This window comes from Vibrio artabrorum, assembly GCF_024347295.1.
GTDB lineage: Bacteria > Pseudomonadota > Gammaproteobacteria > Enterobacterales > Vibrionaceae > Vibrio > Vibrio artabrorum.
This window is the reverse complement of sequence record NZ_AP025458.1, coordinates 847,466-865,554: the sequence shown is the minus strand read 5'-3', so window position 1 is coordinate 865,554 and position 18,089 is coordinate 847,466. Positions and strand designations below refer to the sequence as shown.

Sequence of the window (18,089 nt, the reverse complement as noted above, 5' to 3'; positions counted from 1 at the left end):
AATTCTATTAGCTCATACGAAGCAGTGAATCGGACGCCTTGTCCATTTTCTCTGCAGTGCTCATCATTTTGACCTGCATTTCAAACTGACGTTGTAAGTCAATGAGGCTGGTCATTTCACCGACAGCATTGACGTTACTGCCTTCGATAGCACCTTTTAACAAGGTTACCCCTGCATCTGCTTCGTATGCCTGATCTGGGTTCTTCGAACGGAATAGACCATTCGTATCTTTAAACAAACTTTGGTTGTCTGGACGTACAAGTTTAATACGGCCTACCGCAGCTAATTCTTCAGCTGGCGCGCCTTGTGGAATGACGGAAACGGTTCCGTCGGTGCCAATTTCGACTTTACTGACCGGAATAGGGATCGTAATGGGTGCGTCGTTTTCACCTAATACCAAGTGGCCGCTGGCGTTGGTGAGCAAACCATTTGAGCTGATCTTTAGGTTACCGTTACGCGTTAAACCTTCACTGCCGGTTTTGTCCATAACTGAAATCCAACCATCCCCTTGAATCGTAACGTCGAGATCTCGACCAGTGGTGATCACACTACCTTGCGAAAAATTATGTCCCGGACGCTCTGTCATAGCGAAAACACGAGTCGGCAAACCTTCACCGTATGCTTGCATCGAACGAGCTTGTGCTAAATCAGCACGGAAACCCGTTGTACTGACGTTGGCAAGGTTGTTTGCACGTAGCTGCAAAGCTTGCATGTTTTGCTTAGCGCCACTCATGGCAAGAAACAGTGCGCGATCCATAATTTTGCTCCAAAAATCATCTTCTGAGACTAATAAAGCAAACATTATGCCAATATTTTTAAGTGTTATTTATCAATAAGTTAAATAAATAAAATAGAAAGAATGATCATTAAACGATCATTAAGGAAGAATTGTTGCCAGTGATATCACTGTGCGGCAATCAGGGTGGCAAATAGGAAGGCAAACGACAATACCCAACTCAATAACATTGACTTGGGTATTTGCAGAGGATTCAGACGTTCGAAATGATTAGCGAATCTGAAGAATATTCTGTTGTAATTGGTTGTGTACTTCTAAAGAACGCGAGTTCGCTTGGAAGTTACGTTGAGCAGAAATCAAATCCACCAGTTCTTGAGTCATATCGATATTAGACTGCTCTAGCGAACCATTGTTGATACTACCAAATGAACCTTTGTTTGATTCACCCCAAATTTTTGCGCCCGATGTGTTAGTCGAGTCCCACTGGGTACTGCCTTTCTTGTCTAGACCTTGCTCATTAGGTACACGAACCAAGCCTACACGACCAAGCATCACGTTTTCACCATTTGAGTAAGTCCCTAGAACACTGCCGTACTCATCAAAATCGATTTTGGTTAAGAAACCGGTTGTCGCACCATCTTCATCAAACTTAGTGAGTTCAAAAGGAGCAGCAAACTGAGTTGAAGACTCTAGCCCAAAATTAAGTACTTGAGTGGGATCAGCACCATTCAAATCAATTGGGTTAGCACCAGCGCCTAATGCTTCAGATTTAATTGGCTGACCATTATTGAGGCTTGCTAATGTGCCGTCATTATTAAACTTCATAGTGTGACCAACGTGTCCTCGAGCATTCGTCGCATCACCACCAGCAATGTTCACTGGCTTCTCACCATTTTCATCCGCCATGGTGTAGTAGGCCTGCCAAGTATTGGGTTGAGTCTGATCTTTCAGGTAGTAAGTCGTTAACTTGTAAGACTGCCCCATAGAATCGTATACCGTCGAAGATGTTGCACGATTATAGGTGTCAGGATCTTTGAAGTTAAACGCAGCAGGATCTTTAAGATCACCGTTTGCAGGAAGGTTCACTCCTACTTCAATGTTTTCTGTCTGTTTAGGCTTACCAAACTCAGCTGGAATGTCCAAAGGCTTTGGTGCGTAAGAAAGCACCTCACCAGAAGTAGGATCGACATCGTAACCTAAAAGAAACTCATCGTTAGCCGTAACCATGTAGTTGTCTTTATTTAGGTGAAAGGCACCATTACGTGTTAGTTCGTTGGTCTCTGGCACCATACGGTCTTTCGACACCGCAAAGAAACCCGTTCCACTGACACGTAAGTCCATTGGGTTATTCGTATAAATACTTGAACCTTCATGAAATTGCTGTGCCACTTGACCAACTTGTGCACCGCCGCCTGACGCTGTTTTTGCATTAGTGAACAACGAGTTTGAATACACATCGCCGAACTCGGCACGAGACTCTTTAAAGCCAAATGTGTTTGCATTCGCAATGTTGTTACTGGTTGTATTCAAGTCTAATTGTGCAGCGGATAGACCGCTTAAAGCTACATATGACATTCCAATATTCTCCTAATCTATCTAGCTAGCATCGTTACTTTATCAAAAGCTACGCTTTACCTACTTCGAGTACTTCAGCAAGTCGTACTGGCGATGTGAAACCAGCCAGATTGAGTAGTACGTTGCCATCACCCTTACCAAGAAGCACACTGTTCACGTTCGCATAACTCGACACTTGGAACTCGGTGTTCTCGCCATCCAGTAAACCCGACGCTTTCACATTGTATTTACCAGCCGGCAATGGATTACCGTCTTCGTCTTTTCCGTCCCATTCAACACGTGTATCACCTGATGGTTTAGATCCGATATCAAAGGTGCGAACCAACTGGCCAACTTCGTTCTCAACACGGACGATAACATTGTCCATTGCTTGAGGAAGCTTAACCATAGCCGCCATACCGCCATCACCAGGTTTTACGCCTGCCGCACCAGGAACCAATACATCTCGTCCCACTAAAGAAGAGGCTTGTAATGCTTGGTTAGAGGTCATTGATGAATTCAAGCTTTCAAACTGTGTATTCATTTTGCCAATACCGTCTACGGTCGCAAATGAAGCCATTTGCGCAATCATCTGGTCATTGCTAACCGGCTTGAAAGGGTCTTGTTGTGCAAGTTGCTTAGTTAACAAAGATAAAAAATCTTCTTGTTTAAGATCTTGTTTACCTGTTGTTTCGTCGGGCTTCTTAGCGCCATCTTGAAGACTCTTTAGCTGGTCAACATAGGACAAGCCGCTTTGACCAACATTGTTGTTGATTCCAGCCATATGCTACCTCCTTATCCTTATTGACCCATCTGCAGCGTACGCAGCAGCATTTGTTTACTCGAGTCGGCAACCTGTACATTTGTTTGGTACGCACGTGATGCCGAAATCATATTTGCCATCTCTTCCATAACATTCACATTAGGCTTATAGATATAGCCTTCATCGTTCGCTAATGGATGATCTGGATTGTACTCCGCACTTAGCGGCTTATCGCTTTCTACGATACCGAGAACTTTCACCGGCACGGTATAATCGCTATTACTTGCCCGGTTTAACTCAGCTCCGAACACTGCGTGACGCGCCTTGTAAGTTTCTTCAGCAGAGCTGCTTACACTGCCCGCGTTGGCAAGGTTGCTTGAGGTTGTATTTAGACGAACAGATTCAGCACTCATCGCAGAACCAGTGACATTGAATACATTAAATAAGCTCATCTAATTATTCCCCTTTAATCGCTTTAGTTAAATTCTTGAACTTACTGCCTAGAAAATCGAGAGAAGCTTGATGCCTAATTTGGTTTTGCATGAAAAGGTTTCTTTCCAAATCCAAATCAACCGTGTTGCCATCTCCAGTATCAGGCTGAGTAGGAATTCGATACTTCGTTTCCCCATTCACTGTTGTTGAGGCAGAAATATGCCGACCGTCTGTGCGACTAAGACCAATACTTGCCCCAGAGCTTGCCGCTTGCAGTGATTTATTAAAGTCCAGTCCCTTTGCTTTATACCCAGGCGTGTTTGCTTGTGCGATATTCGTAGAAATCACCTCAGCATTACGTTCACGTACACCTACTGTGTATTGGTGAATGCCTAAAGCATTATCAAAAGAAATAGCCATGTAAACCTCAACTCAAGAACTGACTGTTATGAAATAAAAGCAATATCTATACCAACTTTTAAAGACCCGCTAAGGACAAATCATTTCATAGATAACTCACATACCAACTAGCAATATACAAGCCAAAAATAGAGTCGATTGGAATGTCGCTCTAACTTAAAGATATAGGTTAAGCAGAAAAAAGAAAACCCAGCGCTGAGCTGGGTTTCAAATTTAGGCAGTAACGCCACACCTTATAATGTGTGCTAATAATTACTTTAATTTATAGATGATGCCTGGATTACAGCGAACCATTTCAAAACGATCCGTTAAGCCGGTTAGTGATTCTGACGCGCCCAACAACAGATAACCACCAGGATTAAGGCTGTTAGCCATCTGATTCAGCACCTTTGACTTCATGTCAGGCGAGAAGTATATCAACACATTACGACAGAAAATGATGTCGAACTTACCTAACAATGCATAGCTATCCATCAAGTTCTGTGGACGGAAGTTCACCATGCGCTTTAAATTATCTTTGACTTTCATGCGACCATCACCCGCATCTTCAAAGAAAGCACGACGTCGCTCAGGAGAAAGGCCTCGCCCTAGCGCTAAGTTGTCATAAACACCTTTTCGACACATATCCAACATGCTTGCAGATATATCCGTACCCGTGATAGACACGTTTGGCAACATACCCGGCTTACGCGCTTGAGTCTCAAGAATCGTCATTGCCATTGAGTATGCTTCTTGTCCTGAAGAGCTTGCCGCAGACCAAATTTTAATAGGACGTTTATTTGCCGCTATTTCCGGCAGAAGCTTATCCGCCAAAACAGCAAACGGGTAAGTATCTCGGAACCAAAGTGTCTCATTCGTCGTCATCGCATCCACAGCTGCCACTCGCAACTCTCGGTTTCGTCCTGTTACAACATCTCTTAACAAATCAGATAGCGAAGCTACATTAAATTTGGTTACTAATGGGCTTAAACGGCTGCGCACTAAATACTGTTTGCTGTCACCTAATACAATGCCACATTGAGATTCTAAGAAACGGCTGAAATCGCGATACTCTTGATCACTTATTGTTATAGCAGTCATTAATGTCTCTTTTAGTTAGTTAACGCAGCTTTAACCGCTGCACCAAGCTCATCAGGATTGAATTTAGCGATAAAGGAGTTGGCTCCAACACGCTCAACCATGGCTTGGTTAAATACACCACTCAATGATGAGTGTAAAATTACGTATAGATCTTTGAGTTCAGCATGACGACGAATCTCAGCAGTCAACGTGTATCCATCCATTTCTGGCATTTCGATATCAGAAATAACCAATGAAATCTGGTCATAAATACTGCCTTCTGATGACATCTTCATCAGTTTCTCATAGGCGTCTTTACCATCTTTCGCTGAGATAACCTCAAAACCGATGGATTCAATCGCTCGTTGCACTTGCTTACGAGCAACCGTTGAATCGTCAGCAATTAAGATACGGCGAACCAGTGGTTTCTCTTGTTCTACTTTCGCAATATCTTCAGCAATCTTGCTGTCCATTGTTTCATCAACAGGAGAAATTTCTGCAAGGATTTTTTCAACATCCAGAATTTCTACCAATTCATTATCAATGTTGGTTACTGCGGTCAGATAGTTCGCTCGACCTGCTCCATCCGGCGGTGGAAGAATCGATTCCCAGTGCATGTTAATAATGCGTTCTACTGAACTGACCAAGAAACCTTGAATGGTTCGGTTAAACTCAGAGATAACCACAAAACACTTTTCAACATCTACGGTCGGGCGTCCCCCCGTCGCTAAGCTCAAATCGATCACAGAGATTGTTTGCCCGCGAATGTGTGCTACACCTTTAACCAGTGGGTTCAAATTCGGCATTTTTGTCAGCTTAGGGCATTGAAGCACTTCTTTTACTTTAAAGACATTAATGCCGTAACGCTGACGGCCCATTAGGCGAAAGGTTAGTAATTCTAATCGGTTTTGACCGACGAGTTGCGTACGCTGATTCACTGAATCAAGAATACCCGTCATGAGCTCATCTCCATATCAAACTTTTTTGAATAAAAAGTGTTAGTCTACTGCAGGCTACGAACCACTTGAGAAACAGGATAATGTATTATAAAACAAATCTGCCTAATTTTTCCATAGCAATGTGTAGAGCTGCATTTAAAACTGTCGCTAAGTTTATCGGCATTTTATCAATATTGTTTAGTTTTTTTATACAAGCGGCTACCCCAGAGCAAATTGAAATGATTCAATCGGCTGCGAAACAACACATTCTTGATACGGTTGAACAGCCACAAGGCGGCGAACTCTTTGTCAATCCGGCCAATATTGACTCAAGAATTAGAGCAACTCACTGCCCGACTCCTCTTAAAACCAGCGCGTCAACAACCACTAACACCCGAAGTAGTATCACGGTTTTAGTACAATGTATACCCGATGAATGGCAAGTGTATGTGCCGGTACGACTCTCTATGTCGGTGCCACTCGTGACCACGACTCGTTCAATCTCAAGAGGTGAAATCGTTGGTCAATATGATGTTACCATCGACATGATTTCTCTTAATAAGTTTCGTCGTCAAGGTTTCACCACTCCGCAACAAGTCGTTGGCGCCAAAGTAAAAAAGAACTTGAGACCAGGAGAGGTCGTTGAAAGGGGCGATATTTGCGTTGTCTGTCGAAACGAGAAAGTGATCATACAAGCAGTAAAAGGTGGCATGAGCATTACCACAAAAGGGACCGCTCTCACCGATGGCTCAATGGGCGATCAAGTCAGAGTGAAAAATGACAAATCACAGCGTATAATCGAGGGGATTGTGACCAATATGTCTGAAGTCACAGTCCAGTTCTAAATGAGTAGCAATAGCCGGTTAGTTTACTCTCAAGCTCGTGCTGAATATTACGGCTGCGGAGTTTTGTCCTTTTTCGACTATTAGGCGAAAAATTGCTAAAGTAATTGAACCCTAGGTCGATATTGACTGTACAGGTTCCCATTTTTTGAAAAAAGGCTTAACTATGGCTGGCATTGATACGATTCGTTCAGGGCAAACCCTAACGACCACAAACCGATCAGCAGTACGTTCTAATTCTAGCTCTGAGGCATCACGCTCCGATGTTGCAGCGAAATCACCCGCAAGCAAAGATGCGGTTTCACTGAGCAAGCAAGGCAAAGCGATAGGTCAACTCCATCAAGATATGGCAGCACAGCCAAGCTTTGACTCAGCAAAAGTCGCAGCGATCAAAGAAGCGATAGCCAATGGTTCATACACTGTCGATCCGGAAAAACTGGCCGACAGCATGACAAAATTTGGACATGAATTAAAAAGCTTTTAAGACAATACTCACTTTCAATTGAAGTTATTGTCTTAAAGTACATGAGGTTATAAATAGGTTTACATTATGGCGGCACTAGCAGATTTAGTTAATTTTCAACTTCAAAATGCCAAAGCCTTATCTGAATTATTGAATTCAGAGAAAATTGCTATCACTAGCCGACAATCAAACGATATTGAGCGAATCGCCAAAGAAAAAGTAGTCCTTGTCGAACAACTTCGGTTGACCGATCAGCGCATTGCAGCCCATAGTAATATCTCAGAACTCACCGAAAATCCGGAACTTGTCGAGTTAGTCAAGACAATCAAGTCCATAGTTCATGATTGTCATCAATCGAATCTCGTCAATGGTGAAGCACTGAATCGAGCACACCTTAGCTTCAAAAAACTCAGCAACATGATGCAGCAAAGCCACGGAAAGATTGGTATGACTTACAATGCCGGTGGTCAAACCCATACGATTTCAACTCTGGGAACCAATATAAAAGCCTAGCCCCCCTTCACGAGTCCTGCTTTTTATCTCACACTTAACTCTTAGCTCTTAGCTCTTAGCTCTTAGCTCTTAGCTCTTAGCTCTTAGCTCTTAGCTCTTAGCCAGCATTTTTACGCCCCTATAAAATACGTCAACAAACCCGCAAAGACACAAAAGCGGCAAGTATTTTCATACTTGCCGCTTTATTTTATTGACTGTTAATGATTGCCGCTACGCCATCTGGAAAACGAGTCGCCATTCATATAACTCAAAGAACCTGAAACAAAATCCTCATGAATCTAGAATAATGTTTTCTGTCTCTTCTCTGGTACGGCTTGAACTTCACCGTAACTACGTAGCTGGTTCATTTTACGGATATCTAACTGAAGCTCTGTGACGTAACTATCGCCAACCGGGTAACTGCGCACCACTTCGGCTCCACGAATGACACCATCAACTGCACCTGAAGTTCGTTCGATACCAAGACGTTGATCTTCAAGTTCAGCTCGGCCACTCACTCGCATGCCATAGACTTGTTCCGCAAGTTCACGGTAAGCATCAACCTTAGACGCTCTCATCGCACGGATACGTTTCTCTTCGTCGGTACGTCCTTTTTGCTCACTGATACTTGCGTAACCAACAGCAACCAAAGAATCGTCTGTTCTCATACTTTGAATAGGCTGACAACCCACAAGCAATAAAGCAGCAACAACAAATATTAACTTCTTCATTTCAAACTCCTAAGGGCGAAGAATCACAGTATAAGGCTGAGTGATCGTTGGGTCCGAACGAATAATCACACCATCTTGAGTTCGAATGCTGTTCAGGGTATCGAGGTCACGACCGATACGATCTGCGGGTAAGAAACCTTGCGCTGAAGCAACCACAATACGAGTTTGCATTCCAACCACGCGAGCATTCACTAGAACACCGCCTTCTTGGCGAAGCATCGTTCCCGTCAAAACATATTGGACATCTTGCTCTTGAGCGAGATCTTTCCAATCACGGCTGAGTGCAAAGTCACCTTGGTGAGTAACTTGGATAGAACCTGTTGTTTTAAAATCAACAACCTTGAAACCTCGACGCTGAAACTGGTGAATAAAACCTTCTGATACTGAGTTTCCAAGCCAGTTTGTGGTGTCCATATGCTGTAGATCAACAAAAGAGGTGATCGCAATCGGTGTTCTTGCTGAAATACCGGTATTCGAAATAATCAAATCTTCGGTCATACTTTCCACGAAAAAATCCATGGTATGACGAGGGCTGTCCATCAACATAAACTGGCTGCCTGAGTATTCAGACTTACCGTTATAGATTGGCGAATAAGCGCATGATGTCATTAACATGACACTCATTACTACGAGCCATTTTTTCATTCTCTTATCTCCAGATATATTTCGTGCTTACTGTATTAACATGTTCTCACCATTATTCTTTTCAATGGATTACAATGTTGGAACAGTCTTTGCTTTTCACTAATGGTTCAGATTAAGAAAAACGCACTTAAGTCAGCTTCAAGCTTATAGTTATTTGTTAAGCAATATTTATACCCAACTGGTAACGAATAAATGAAAAAAATAATTTCTTACTTATTTTCAATAAGTTCACTGATAACAATAAGTTTCAATGCTCATGCCTCTTGGTATGAGGTTACCGGCACTGCAACCATCGTATCGTCGGAAGAAACCGCAAGGATCCACGCGCTAGAAGACGCCCTATATAAGGCCGTGCAGTTTTCAGGTGCCGATATTGGCAGTATATCTAACCTTACGCCCTATCTAGATTCGAACAAAAAAGAGTTCCAGTTTACCAACCACGAAGTACGCTACATATTAGTTGAAAAAGAGAAGACTCGCGGTGGCAATTTAACGGTCACCGCAAGAATCGATATCTACCCTTCGGCAAATGCTTGCCATGACAACCAATACAAAAAGACATTTTTGGTCGGGAACATTGATGTCACCTCCCCTCAACAAGCCGTGATGGGAAGGGTTTATAACATCGGAGATGATTTCAGCCATATCATTGACCGACAACTGGCACAAGAATCACGCAGCTTTGTTTCTGTCGGCACGACAAATTACGAAATAGATAAACGTCGACCAGAAGTCATCAAGATGATCGCTCAAGACACCGGCGCACAATACATTATTGGAGGCGAGATTACCGATTTAACCGCAACGGTGGAATCTAAACTTTTAAAAGACGACATCATCAACCGCCAGTTTGCGTTAGAAATGCAAGTATTTGATGGTAAAACAGGACAGCAAGTTTACAGCCGTAACTACCGTGAAGTGGCAAAGTGGCCATTTGCTAAGACCAGTGAAGTCGATACGCGTAGTGCTCGTTTCTGGTCATCCACCTACGGCAATATGTTGCTTCGCGTCAGCCGCGATATTATGTTGGACTTGGAATCTGAAGTGTCATGTAAGATTACACTTCCGGAAGTGGCCGCGGTTTTTGACAACACTGTCACCATTGATTTAGGTCGAATACATGGCGTACAGCAAGGTGACAAACTTAAATTGTGGCATACGGGTTCATTTATCGACCAAAGAGGCTTACCACGTAACAAAGTATCGCAAAGTGATATCACATTGACGGTTTCTCGCGTATACGAAAACGAAGCGGAACTCACGATTGATCAACCAAGCCTTGCCGCAAGTATTCAAATTGGCGATGTCATGCAGAAAATCATGTAGTTAGCGACAATCATACTGTTGAATAAAGCCTTAGCACTGTTGTTAAGGCTTTATTTTTTCATGATGATGAGTTTCGGTTTTAGCGTATTTGTCGTAATCTTATTAATAACATAATCATCATTTAGCAAACTATGAACCAGAATAATCTCATTGGTGCGACCGGTTATCGCTTTATATCAAAAGGCAAGACCGCTTTTAAAATCCATATTCATACCCCAGATGATACAGTCTTACATCGTTCTGTCGGTTTTGTTCGTTTGGGTGAAAAGAAAGCACTAAAAAAAACCATTAAATTGAGAGATGAACTCGGCAGAGAGCTGTGGGGGAAATTTTGGCCAAAAGTCCTTAAAGATCCCTATTTAATGACGCGCTTGCCGCATAGTTTAGAACCTAAAATAGTATTCAAGCCAAACCCGACTCAAACGGATCCCGAGCATAGAGACGAATGCTATATCGCTAAGTGGCGCGTATTTTCTGAGAATGGCGATTACAAATACAAAACAAAGGTCTGTTCTATAAAGAAACACGGACGACTTGCAGCCTACAGCCAAACCAAACGCGCCCTGCTTGATGCCCACAAAGATGTGATAGAGCTCCTTATCTTTATGGGTCGATTGAACAGTATTAACTTAAAATAGAATCCGTGACCCAGACTGAGCAGATATAAAAACAGCCGTCATCGCGGCTGTTTTTATAGTTAGATTAACGGGCTTAACACTTCTCGCATATGGCTACATACCTCTAGCTTCGACATATCTCAGCCAGTGTTGTCAATCGGCGTTTTGACTCTTTAACATAAGGATTGGTTTGATCCCATGCGTAGCCGGCCAAAATAGAGCACACCATTTGCTTAATCTTTGGGTTTGGATCCTGATAGAAAATCACATCCTGCAAAGTACCTGAATACCACCCCTCGACATACGTTCTAAAAGTGTTGACACCAACCATCAACGGATCCGCATACTCGCGTTCCCAATCGACTTTTTCACCGTTAAGCTGCTTTTCCACACACTCAACCGCAAACTGAGCCGACTTCATCGCAATTGTCACGCCGGATGAAAATACCGGGTCAAGGAACTCACCAGCATTGCCAAGCAACGCGTACTTATCCGTCGCCAGATGTTTTACATTGGCAGAATAGCCACCGATGTCACCGGCTGGGTTCGGATACTCTGCATTTGCCAGAATCTCGGCTAAACCAGGCTCTTCCATTGCCAGTTGTTTAATCGCAGCAATTTTGTCTTCTGGATAGGACTCAAAAAACTCAGGCTCTCCGACTACACCAAATGACGAGACACCGTTGCTAAACGGAATCAACCAATACCAAACATCAGGGTTGGTTGGGTGCACAGAGATAAGTATTTTATTGCGATCATATTCTAAGTCGGAATCCACCTCAGCAATATGATCGTTAATGTGCGTAAAAATAGCTTTGCGTGGAGGAAGTGATGACGGCTCTTCCAAGTTAAGCATTTTCGGTAACACTCGACCAAAGCCACTGCCATCCAATACATATTGCGCTTCTAGCTGATAGCGCTCTCCATTAAGCTCTTGCACCTCTAAAACAGTGCTATCTTCGGCAAAATGAATGCCCACCAACTCATGCTGGTAATCAATGGCAACGCCTTGCACTTCGGCACTATCAGCTAATACCTTATCAAAGGCACCTCGCTGAACCTGAAACGTGGTTCCTGGACCAGAAGAGAACTTATCTTCAAAATTGAACGCCGTATAAACACCCTTTTTGCGAAAGGCAGCGCCATCTTTGTATTGAAAGTTGGCGTTGATTACTGCGTCAGTCATCCCAGCCTGTTCAATCACTTCCATACAAGCTGGTAATAGGCTTTCACCAATAGAAAAACGCGGAAATAGGCTCTTTTCAATCACTCGAACGTCGATACCTTTTTGGTGTAACAAAGACGCAGCAATAGACCCAGAAGGCCCTGCTCCAATGATCACCACTTGAGTTGCTAGTTTTTTCATTAATTTAAGCCATGTTTGTTATTTTTTATTGCTCGCCCGCTTTCAATTCAAGAAGCGTGTGGCCAAGGCCAATATCATCCGTACGGGTCACCACTTCGAAGCCCGCTTCTTCAACGATCTCTAAGAAATCTTCACTGCGGTAAAAGCGACTGTTGCCGTTGGCCAAGCAGGTAAAGTAGAGAGACGTCGCATTTAAGCTATAAGAAGCCGCATCGTATTTCTGTGCATCCCAAAACAGTTCAAGAATATAGACAGTCGCCTCCTCTGACATATGAGAGCGAACACGCTTTAATATGCTCAGAATCTCCATTGGCGAGAAACAGTCCAGAAACTGACTCATCCACCACACATCGGCGCCCGTTGGCAATGCTTGCTGTTTATCGAGCATGTTAGCGGGGAATGGCGTTACTCTATCTTGATGACCATGCTTTGCCGCGTTTGCCATCGCCATTTCTAGTTGCTGTGGCAAATCTACAATCGTCACCTCAACGTCCGAATCATGATGACAACACTGCATCGCCCACTTACCCGTGTTACCACCGATATCCACCAGCGATTTAGGTTTCTTGCTGAAGACTTTCTCGAGCAACACAGGGAACGAACGGTCCGAATAGAAGTGGTCGAACTTGAACCAGCTCTCTTTTGCTTTTTCTGGCAATTGAGACAAACCTTGGTAAATGGTTTCCCAATCTCCTAGCTCTTTCAAGCCTGCTGGTGTGCCTTCTTCAATGGCTTCGGTTAAATGCATCATCGCGGCGTAACAAACATCAGCGGTAAAATCCATGTTTGCGTTGGTCATACCATCGTGCAGAAGATAGAAACCAAGGTTGGCCATTTTATAGTTAGGCTTATCCCAAGTAACAATATGCGCACTTAACGCCATATCGAGCAGAACTTTAACGCCGTACTCGGATATCCCCGTTATTTCAGAGATCGTCTCTGCAGGTAAGCCACCGTTACCCGAATTATCTAACGCTTTTAAAATACCTAAATCACGGAGTGTACGAGCAGTATGAAAAACAATAGGAGCGAAAGACAATTTTTGCGCTTCTGTTTTTGCCTCTAATGCATTGAATGGATCTAATTTATATTCCGACACGAAAAACCTAACTTTAAAATTAAGAGGAAGTTACTCAGCTGCCATTTGTGCCAGCTTACGTTTAATATCAACGTTTAAGTTATTAACCCAGCGGTTGTAATTACGGTGTATTTCACCATCGTCATACTTCAAATTCTCTGATGTAACGTAAAGAATAGAGTAAAACTTATTACTATAAGGAATTTCAACCACAGCGTGGTGTGAACGCACATACAATTCAGCACGGATCAAACCTGGCTTTATTTCTGAAACCAACCAACCTCGCTTTTCCGCCGATTCATAAATGGCTGATTTCACCTGTTTACTTTGAAGATTCAGTGCAACTGGAGTATCCTCAACATTCATTACAGGTGAACACGCCCGCAACCAGCAAGAACAAATATGAATATCATTGAAACGGCTATTTTTAGTAATTTCATTTAAATTTCTTATTCTGTGTTTATTTATGAACACCCTAGTATTTAGTCAGACTCAAAGCAAATCAATACTCTATGTCAAATCAATCACAATTAATGTCGTTTAATATTGAGAAATGGACGGCCAATTCTGCAGGGCTCAATTCCGATGTCGACTGGAAGAGGTGGAGCGCTAATTTAGCTTGGCCAGACAATGGCACCACTGAATTTAAAGCCATCCCGCCGATGATGCGTCGTCGCATGAGTGTGCTAAGTAAGCTTGCTGTCCAAACCGCATTGACTCTATTAAAAGACACTTCGATTGATTATCTGGTCTTTGCCAGTCGGCATGGTGAGTTACACAGAACCGCCCTATTAATTCAATCGATATTAGACGGCGATGACGCTTCACCAATGGCGTTTTCTCAGTCAGTACACAATACCGCAGCGGGACTCACCACGATTGCTGCCCAAGCACCGATTCCACTGACCTCAATAGCCGCAGGGCAAGATACTTTCCATTGTGCACTGATGGAAGCTTATCTTTACCTTCACCAGCACCCATCACACCGTGTACTCGTGATAGACTTTGACCAACCTTTGCCTGAGCTCTATCAAGAGTTCGAAACGCAAAATTATACCGATTATGCTTTGGGTTTGGTGATCACCTCAGGGAATGACTACTCAGTATCAAGAACCGTAACCAAAGAAAGATCAACCACAGAATTGCCACAAGGCTTGCAAGCTCTACAGCATATCCTGTTAGATCCCCCTTATTGGACAATTGCAGGCACACACCAAGTTTGGTCATGGGTAAATAACGAAAAACCGGGAATAGCACGATGAGCAAAGTCGACCAATATTGGCGAGTGTTCGCGACAGGGCTCTGCTTTACCATCTTTGGTCTAGGCGGCTTAGTATTAAGCTTCTTAATCTTACCCGCTATCGCGCTAACCACTCCCAATACCATTAAAAGAGAGCTTAAAGCACAACGATTGATTCGTTTCTCATTCCATGTTTTTTGCCAGATCATGAAGTTTACGGGCGCAATTGATTACCGAATTGATGGTGCTGAACGGCTCCGAGAAGATCGCAACTGCATCATCGTGGCCAATCACCCAAGCTTAATTGATTATGTGTTGATCGCCTCCCAACTGCCTCAGTGTGACTGTCTCGTAAAAGCCGCGATATGGAAAAACCCTTTTATGAAAAGGATTGTCAAAGCGGCCGGTTATATACCTAACCAAGCCCCTGACGATCTTTTAGAGCGCTGTGAAGAACGTTTCTCACGTGGCAATGTGCTGCTGGTTTTTCCCGAAGGAACTCGCACAACGCCCGGAATTAAACCATCCTTACAACGTGGGGCCGCGCAAATTGCCACTCGAACACAAACCGATTTGCGCGTGATTCATATTACGGTTTCTCCGACATTCTTAACCAAAGAGAAAAAATGGTATCAAGTTCCAACGACAAAGCCCTTTTTTCATATCGCGGTGAAAGGTAAAATAGAAGTCGCACCCTTTATTACAAGCTCGAATAACTTAACTTCAGCAGCAAGACGTCTTAATCATCATCTTGCACAAACGATTTTCCCCTCAGAAGAAAGTATTTAGCGTTTCAATAAAACAACTGGCGATATCGCATTTTTAAAATACATCACATAATGTAGAATCCCCCTTAAAGCAGCATTTAAATAAAGTATTAAGTAGGCCAAAGTGGAAACATTACACAACGAACTGAAACAACTGATCATCGATGCATTAAATCTTGAAGACATGAGTATTGATGAAATTGAGACTGAAGCACCACTATTTGCAGATGGACTTGGGTTAGATTCGATTGATGCGTTAGAACTGGGTCTTGCTATCAAGAAAAAGTACAACATTGTTATTGATGCCGACGATTCGAACACTCGCCAACATTTTGCCTCGGTTGAAAACCTAGCGAACTACATCTCATCTCAAACGAACAACTAGGTAGCTCTTATGACACAAACGAACCAACAAGAAGTATACAACCAGGTCAAAGATACACTGATTGAGTTGTTCGAGCTTGATGCTGAAGATATCACTCCAGAAGCTCATCTTTATCTCGACTTAGATCTCGACAGTATTGATGCGGTTGATTTGGTTGTTCACCTACAGAATGTAACAGGCCAAAAGATCAAACCAGAAGAGTTCAAAGCAGTACGCACCGTCAATGACGTTGTTAACTCTGTGGTTGAACTCATGAAGGACGCATAATGCGTCCTCTGCTGACTTTATTGTCGGCAATCGTACTGTTCACTTATCCAATCGCGGTTTACTTTGGGCTCAACAAGTTTGGGCTCCAAACCGTTGGGCTCGTCTTAGCCGTTATCTTTGCTGTCCGTATTTTCACAGGTGGTCAGGCCAAGATCAAAGAGTTAAAACACTTAGCTTGGATAAGTGGCAGTGCCGGCATTATTCTACTGGCATTAGGGTTAACCTTTAAGCAACATGGCTGGTTAACCTATTATCCGGTCATCGTTAATGTTTGTATGTTAACGGTGTTCGCTTCAAGCCTTTGGCAACCGCAAACCATTATCGAACGCCTTGCTCGCCTCCAAGAGCCGGAACTACCGCAAAGTGGCATTGATTACACTCGGAAAGTCACCAAAGTTTGGTGCCTATTCTTTGTTATCAATGGCTCTATTGCCCTTTATACCTGCTTTCAATCTCTTGAAATATGGACCCTATACAATGGCTTACTCAGCTATTTATTCGCAGGGTTACTCTTTGCCGGAGAGTGGATAGTAAGGCAGCGCATTCGTCAGAGTTAAATTGTTATGACCCAAACCGTATCTTACATCTCGTTATCTGAGCTTCTCCATCAAACCAGAGCCCCTGAATCGATTGTCTGCTTTGATGACAATAGCGAAATTACATGGCAAACATTTAACGACGACTTCTCTCAACTCGTACACCTTTTATCTTCATCCCCTTTTCAACGAGTTGCAATTTGCACCGAAGACAGCTACTTATTTTCGGTGGCCTTTTTGGCATCGGCTATCAGCAACAAACACATCATCTTACCGGGCAACTACCAACCTTGTGCACTGGCCGAGTTAAGTGAACATTTTGATTGCCTGCTGGTCGATAATTCGATTGGAACCGTAGAGGTTGATGACGTTCGCAATATCCAAACACTGTTGGATTCAAACACCAAAACATCGACATTTCGAGCAAACGCTCTCGCTCTCATTGATTTATCAAAGGTCCAATTAACCCTGTTTACCTCAGGTTCAAGCGGCAGCCCCAAGGCAATCAATAAAACATTAGAACACCTCGATATTGAGACCGCTCAATTAAATAAAAATTGGGGCGAGATGCTAAAGAGTAATCAAATCCACAGCACGGTCTCACACCAACATATCTATGGCCTGTTGTTTCGACTCTTATGGCCGCTCTGCTCCGGCGTTCCATTTGCTCGACACAACCTTGAGTACCCTGAACAAATTCTGTCTCATGCCAATAAAAACAGCGTGTTGATCAGCAGCCCTGCTCTGCTCAAACGATTGAAGCACGAAACAAAGTCCGCGCGCCTAGCGGGGGTGTTTTCTTCAGGCGGCCCGTTGCCAACCGAATCGGCTCACCAAGCTCGCAGCCTGCTTGGTCAATTACCTATCGAGGTGTTCGGTAGCACTGAGACCGGCGGCATTGCATTCCGTCAGCAAGAGAGCGCTCAAACACCTTGGCAGCTTTTTGACTGTATTGAGGCTAAGCTTAACAGTGAGAATTGCATTAAGTTATTGTCGCCATACATCGACAAAAACAACTGGTATCAAACGGCTGATGAGTGCGAAATGATCTCAAAAAATCAATTTGTATTGAAAGGGCGAACCGATCGAGTGATCAAAATAGAAGAAAAACGAGTATCACTGGTTGAAGTCGAAAAGCGACTAGAACAACTGCCTTGGATAAGTGAATGTGTGGTGATTCCATTTGAAGAGCCGCAACGCTTAATCTTAGCGTCAGTTTTGGTATTATCCGATGAAGGCCGAGCGACACTTGCGGCCATGAGTAAAGGCAAGTTCTGGTTGATGCTACGTTCAGAGCTCAGAAAATGGTTAGAGCCAATTGCAATCCCGAGAAAGTATCGTGTGGTTGATGAGATTCCCCTTAACAGCCAAGGCAAGCGATTAACCTCTCACATAGAGCAACTCGTAAAATCATAGAAATCGCTTATCGTGT

Annotated in this window: 22 protein-coding genes and 1 pseudogene; 11 read left to right on the top strand and 12 right to left on the bottom strand. The window is 43.3% G+C overall.

Annotated elements, in window-relative coordinates:
- Window positions 1-7 precede the first annotated feature (7 nt).
- The 7 genes from flgF to OCU36_RS04020 all read right to left on the bottom strand — a co-directional run bounded on the left by flgF (window position 8) and on the right by OCU36_RS04020 (window position 5,923).
- Window positions 8-757, bottom strand: coding sequence for a flagellar basal-body rod protein FlgF (gene flgF, locus OCU36_RS04050; protein WP_261839142.1), 750 nt, complete (start codon window positions 755-757; stop codon window positions 8-10).
- Window positions 758-1,006: 249 nt separating this feature from the next.
- A complete protein-coding gene (flgE, locus tag OCU36_RS04045) occupies window positions 1,007-2,311 on the bottom strand; it encodes a flagellar hook protein FlgE (protein ID WP_261839141.1) in 1,305 nt (434 codons plus the stop codon).
- Between the two features lie 49 nt (window positions 2,312-2,360).
- Complete coding sequence (gene flgD / locus OCU36_RS04040) at window positions 2,361-3,074, bottom strand: flagellar hook assembly protein FlgD (RefSeq protein ID WP_261839140.1); 714 nt, start codon at window positions 3,072-3,074, stop codon at window positions 2,361-2,363.
- 17 nt (window positions 3,075-3,091) lie between these two features.
- Entirely contained in the window at window positions 3,092-3,505 is a 414-nt protein-coding gene (gene flgC / locus OCU36_RS04035) for a flagellar basal body rod protein FlgC (RefSeq protein WP_261839139.1), read from the bottom strand.
- Between the two features lie 4 nt (window positions 3,506-3,509).
- Window positions 3,510-3,905 carry a flagellar basal body rod protein FlgB gene (flgB, locus tag OCU36_RS04030; protein WP_261839138.1) on the bottom strand — a complete coding sequence of 132 codons (396 nt, stop codon included), beginning with the start codon at window positions 3,903-3,905 and terminating at the stop codon, window positions 3,510-3,512.
- A 252-nt stretch (window positions 3,906-4,157) separates the two neighbouring features.
- Complete coding sequence (locus tag OCU36_RS04025) at window positions 4,158-4,985, bottom strand: protein-glutamate O-methyltransferase (protein ID WP_261839137.1); 828 nt, start codon at window positions 4,983-4,985, stop codon at window positions 4,158-4,160.
- An 11-nt stretch (window positions 4,986-4,996) separates the two neighbouring features.
- On the bottom strand, window positions 4,997-5,923 hold the full coding sequence (locus OCU36_RS04020; RefSeq protein WP_261839136.1) for a chemotaxis protein CheV: 927 nt from the start codon (window positions 5,921-5,923) through the stop codon (window positions 4,997-4,999).
- A 77-nt stretch (window positions 5,924-6,000) separates the two neighbouring features.
- Here OCU36_RS04020 and flgA point away from each other — a divergent pair, with 77 nt between their 5' ends.
- From flgA to OCU36_RS04005, 3 genes are all read left to right on the top strand, one after another.
- Window positions 6,001-6,747, top strand: a complete 747-nt coding sequence (gene flgA / locus OCU36_RS04015; RefSeq protein ID WP_261839681.1) for a flagellar basal body P-ring formation chaperone FlgA — start codon at window positions 6,001-6,003, stop codon at window positions 6,745-6,747.
- Window positions 6,748-6,910: 163 nt separating this feature from the next.
- The gene (flgM, locus tag OCU36_RS04010; RefSeq protein WP_261839135.1) at window positions 6,911-7,228 is read left to right on the top strand and encodes a flagellar biosynthesis anti-sigma factor FlgM; all 318 of its coding nucleotides are present in this window, start codon (window positions 6,911-6,913) and stop codon (window positions 7,226-7,228) included.
- Between the two features lie 66 nt (window positions 7,229-7,294).
- The gene (locus tag OCU36_RS04005) at window positions 7,295-7,720 is read left to right on the top strand and encodes a flagella synthesis protein FlgN (RefSeq protein WP_261839134.1); all 426 of its coding nucleotides are present in this window, start codon (window positions 7,295-7,297) and stop codon (window positions 7,718-7,720) included.
- Between the two features lie 278 nt (window positions 7,721-7,998).
- On the opposite strand, the gene flgP is transcribed toward OCU36_RS04005, so the two are convergent.
- Complete coding sequence (gene flgP / locus OCU36_RS04000; RefSeq protein ID WP_261839133.1) at window positions 7,999-8,430, bottom strand: flagellar assembly lipoprotein FlgP; 432 nt, start codon at window positions 8,428-8,430, stop codon at window positions 7,999-8,001.
- A 9-nt stretch (window positions 8,431-8,439) separates the two neighbouring features.
- The gene (locus tag OCU36_RS03995; RefSeq protein ID WP_261839132.1) at window positions 8,440-9,075 is read right to left on the bottom strand and encodes a FlgO family outer membrane protein; all 636 of its coding nucleotides are present in this window, start codon (window positions 9,073-9,075) and stop codon (window positions 8,440-8,442) included.
- A 192-nt stretch (window positions 9,076-9,267) separates the two neighbouring features.
- On the opposite strand from OCU36_RS03995, the gene OCU36_RS03990 reads away from it, so the two are divergent.
- Together OCU36_RS03990 and OCU36_RS03985 are read left to right on the top strand one after the other, a co-directional pair.
- Window positions 9,268-10,401, top strand: coding sequence for a flagellar assembly protein FlgT (locus OCU36_RS03990; protein ID WP_261839131.1), 1,134 nt, complete (start codon window positions 9,268-9,270; stop codon window positions 10,399-10,401).
- Window positions 10,402-10,532: 131 nt separating this feature from the next.
- Window positions 10,533-11,039, top strand: a complete 507-nt coding sequence (locus tag OCU36_RS03985; protein WP_261839130.1) for a Fe3+-citrate ABC transporter substrate-binding protein — start codon at window positions 10,533-10,535, stop codon at window positions 11,037-11,039.
- Window positions 11,040-11,142: 103 nt separating this feature from the next.
- Here the strand turns inward: OCU36_RS03985 and OCU36_RS03980 are convergent, their stop codons facing one another.
- The 3 genes and pseudogenes from OCU36_RS03980 to OCU36_RS03970 all read right to left on the bottom strand — a co-directional run bounded on the left by OCU36_RS03980 (window position 11,143) and on the right by OCU36_RS03970 (window position 13,902).
- On the bottom strand, window positions 11,143-12,384 hold the full coding sequence (locus tag OCU36_RS03980; protein WP_261839129.1) for an NAD(P)/FAD-dependent oxidoreductase: 1,242 nt from the start codon (window positions 12,382-12,384) through the stop codon (window positions 11,143-11,145).
- 25 nt (window positions 12,385-12,409) lie between these two features.
- Window positions 12,410-13,483, bottom strand: a complete 1,074-nt coding sequence (locus tag OCU36_RS03975; RefSeq protein ID WP_261839128.1) for a methyltransferase — start codon at window positions 13,481-13,483, stop codon at window positions 12,410-12,412.
- A 30-nt stretch (window positions 13,484-13,513) separates the two neighbouring features.
- Window positions 13,514-13,902: pseudogene (locus tag OCU36_RS03970) on the bottom strand (hypothetical protein).
- A gap of 72 nt (window positions 13,903-13,974) precedes the next feature.
- Between OCU36_RS03970 and OCU36_RS03965 the strand changes: the two are divergent.
- The 6 genes from OCU36_RS03965 (at window position 13,975) to OCU36_RS03940 (ending at window position 18,073) form a co-directional block, all read left to right on the top strand.
- On the top strand, window positions 13,975-14,724 hold the full coding sequence (locus OCU36_RS03965) for a beta-ketoacyl synthase chain length factor (RefSeq protein WP_261839127.1): 750 nt from the start codon (window positions 13,975-13,977) through the stop codon (window positions 14,722-14,724).
- Window positions 14,721-15,491: a lysophospholipid acyltransferase family protein gene (locus tag OCU36_RS03960; RefSeq protein WP_261839126.1), complete on the top strand. Its 771-nt coding sequence runs from the start codon at window positions 14,721-14,723 to the stop codon at window positions 15,489-15,491. The genes OCU36_RS03965 and OCU36_RS03960 overlap by 4 nt, the downstream gene beginning before the upstream one ends.
- A gap of 102 nt (window positions 15,492-15,593) precedes the next feature.
- Window positions 15,594-15,854: a phosphopantetheine-binding protein gene (locus OCU36_RS03955; RefSeq protein ID WP_261839125.1), complete on the top strand. Its 261-nt coding sequence runs from the start codon at window positions 15,594-15,596 to the stop codon at window positions 15,852-15,854.
- Between the two features lie 9 nt (window positions 15,855-15,863).
- Window positions 15,864-16,121, top strand: coding sequence for an acyl carrier protein (locus tag OCU36_RS03950; RefSeq protein WP_261839124.1), 258 nt, complete (start codon window positions 15,864-15,866; stop codon window positions 16,119-16,121).
- Window positions 16,121-16,678: a COG4648 family protein gene (locus tag OCU36_RS03945; RefSeq protein ID WP_261839123.1), complete on the top strand. Its 558-nt coding sequence runs from the start codon at window positions 16,121-16,123 to the stop codon at window positions 16,676-16,678. Before OCU36_RS03950 ends, OCU36_RS03945 begins: the two co-directional genes overlap by 1 nt.
- 6 nt (window positions 16,679-16,684) lie before the next feature.
- Window positions 16,685-18,073, top strand: coding sequence for an AMP-binding protein (locus tag OCU36_RS03940; RefSeq protein ID WP_261839122.1), 1,389 nt, complete (start codon window positions 16,685-16,687; stop codon window positions 18,071-18,073).
- The last annotated feature ends 16 nt before the right edge of the window (window positions 18,074-18,089 follow it).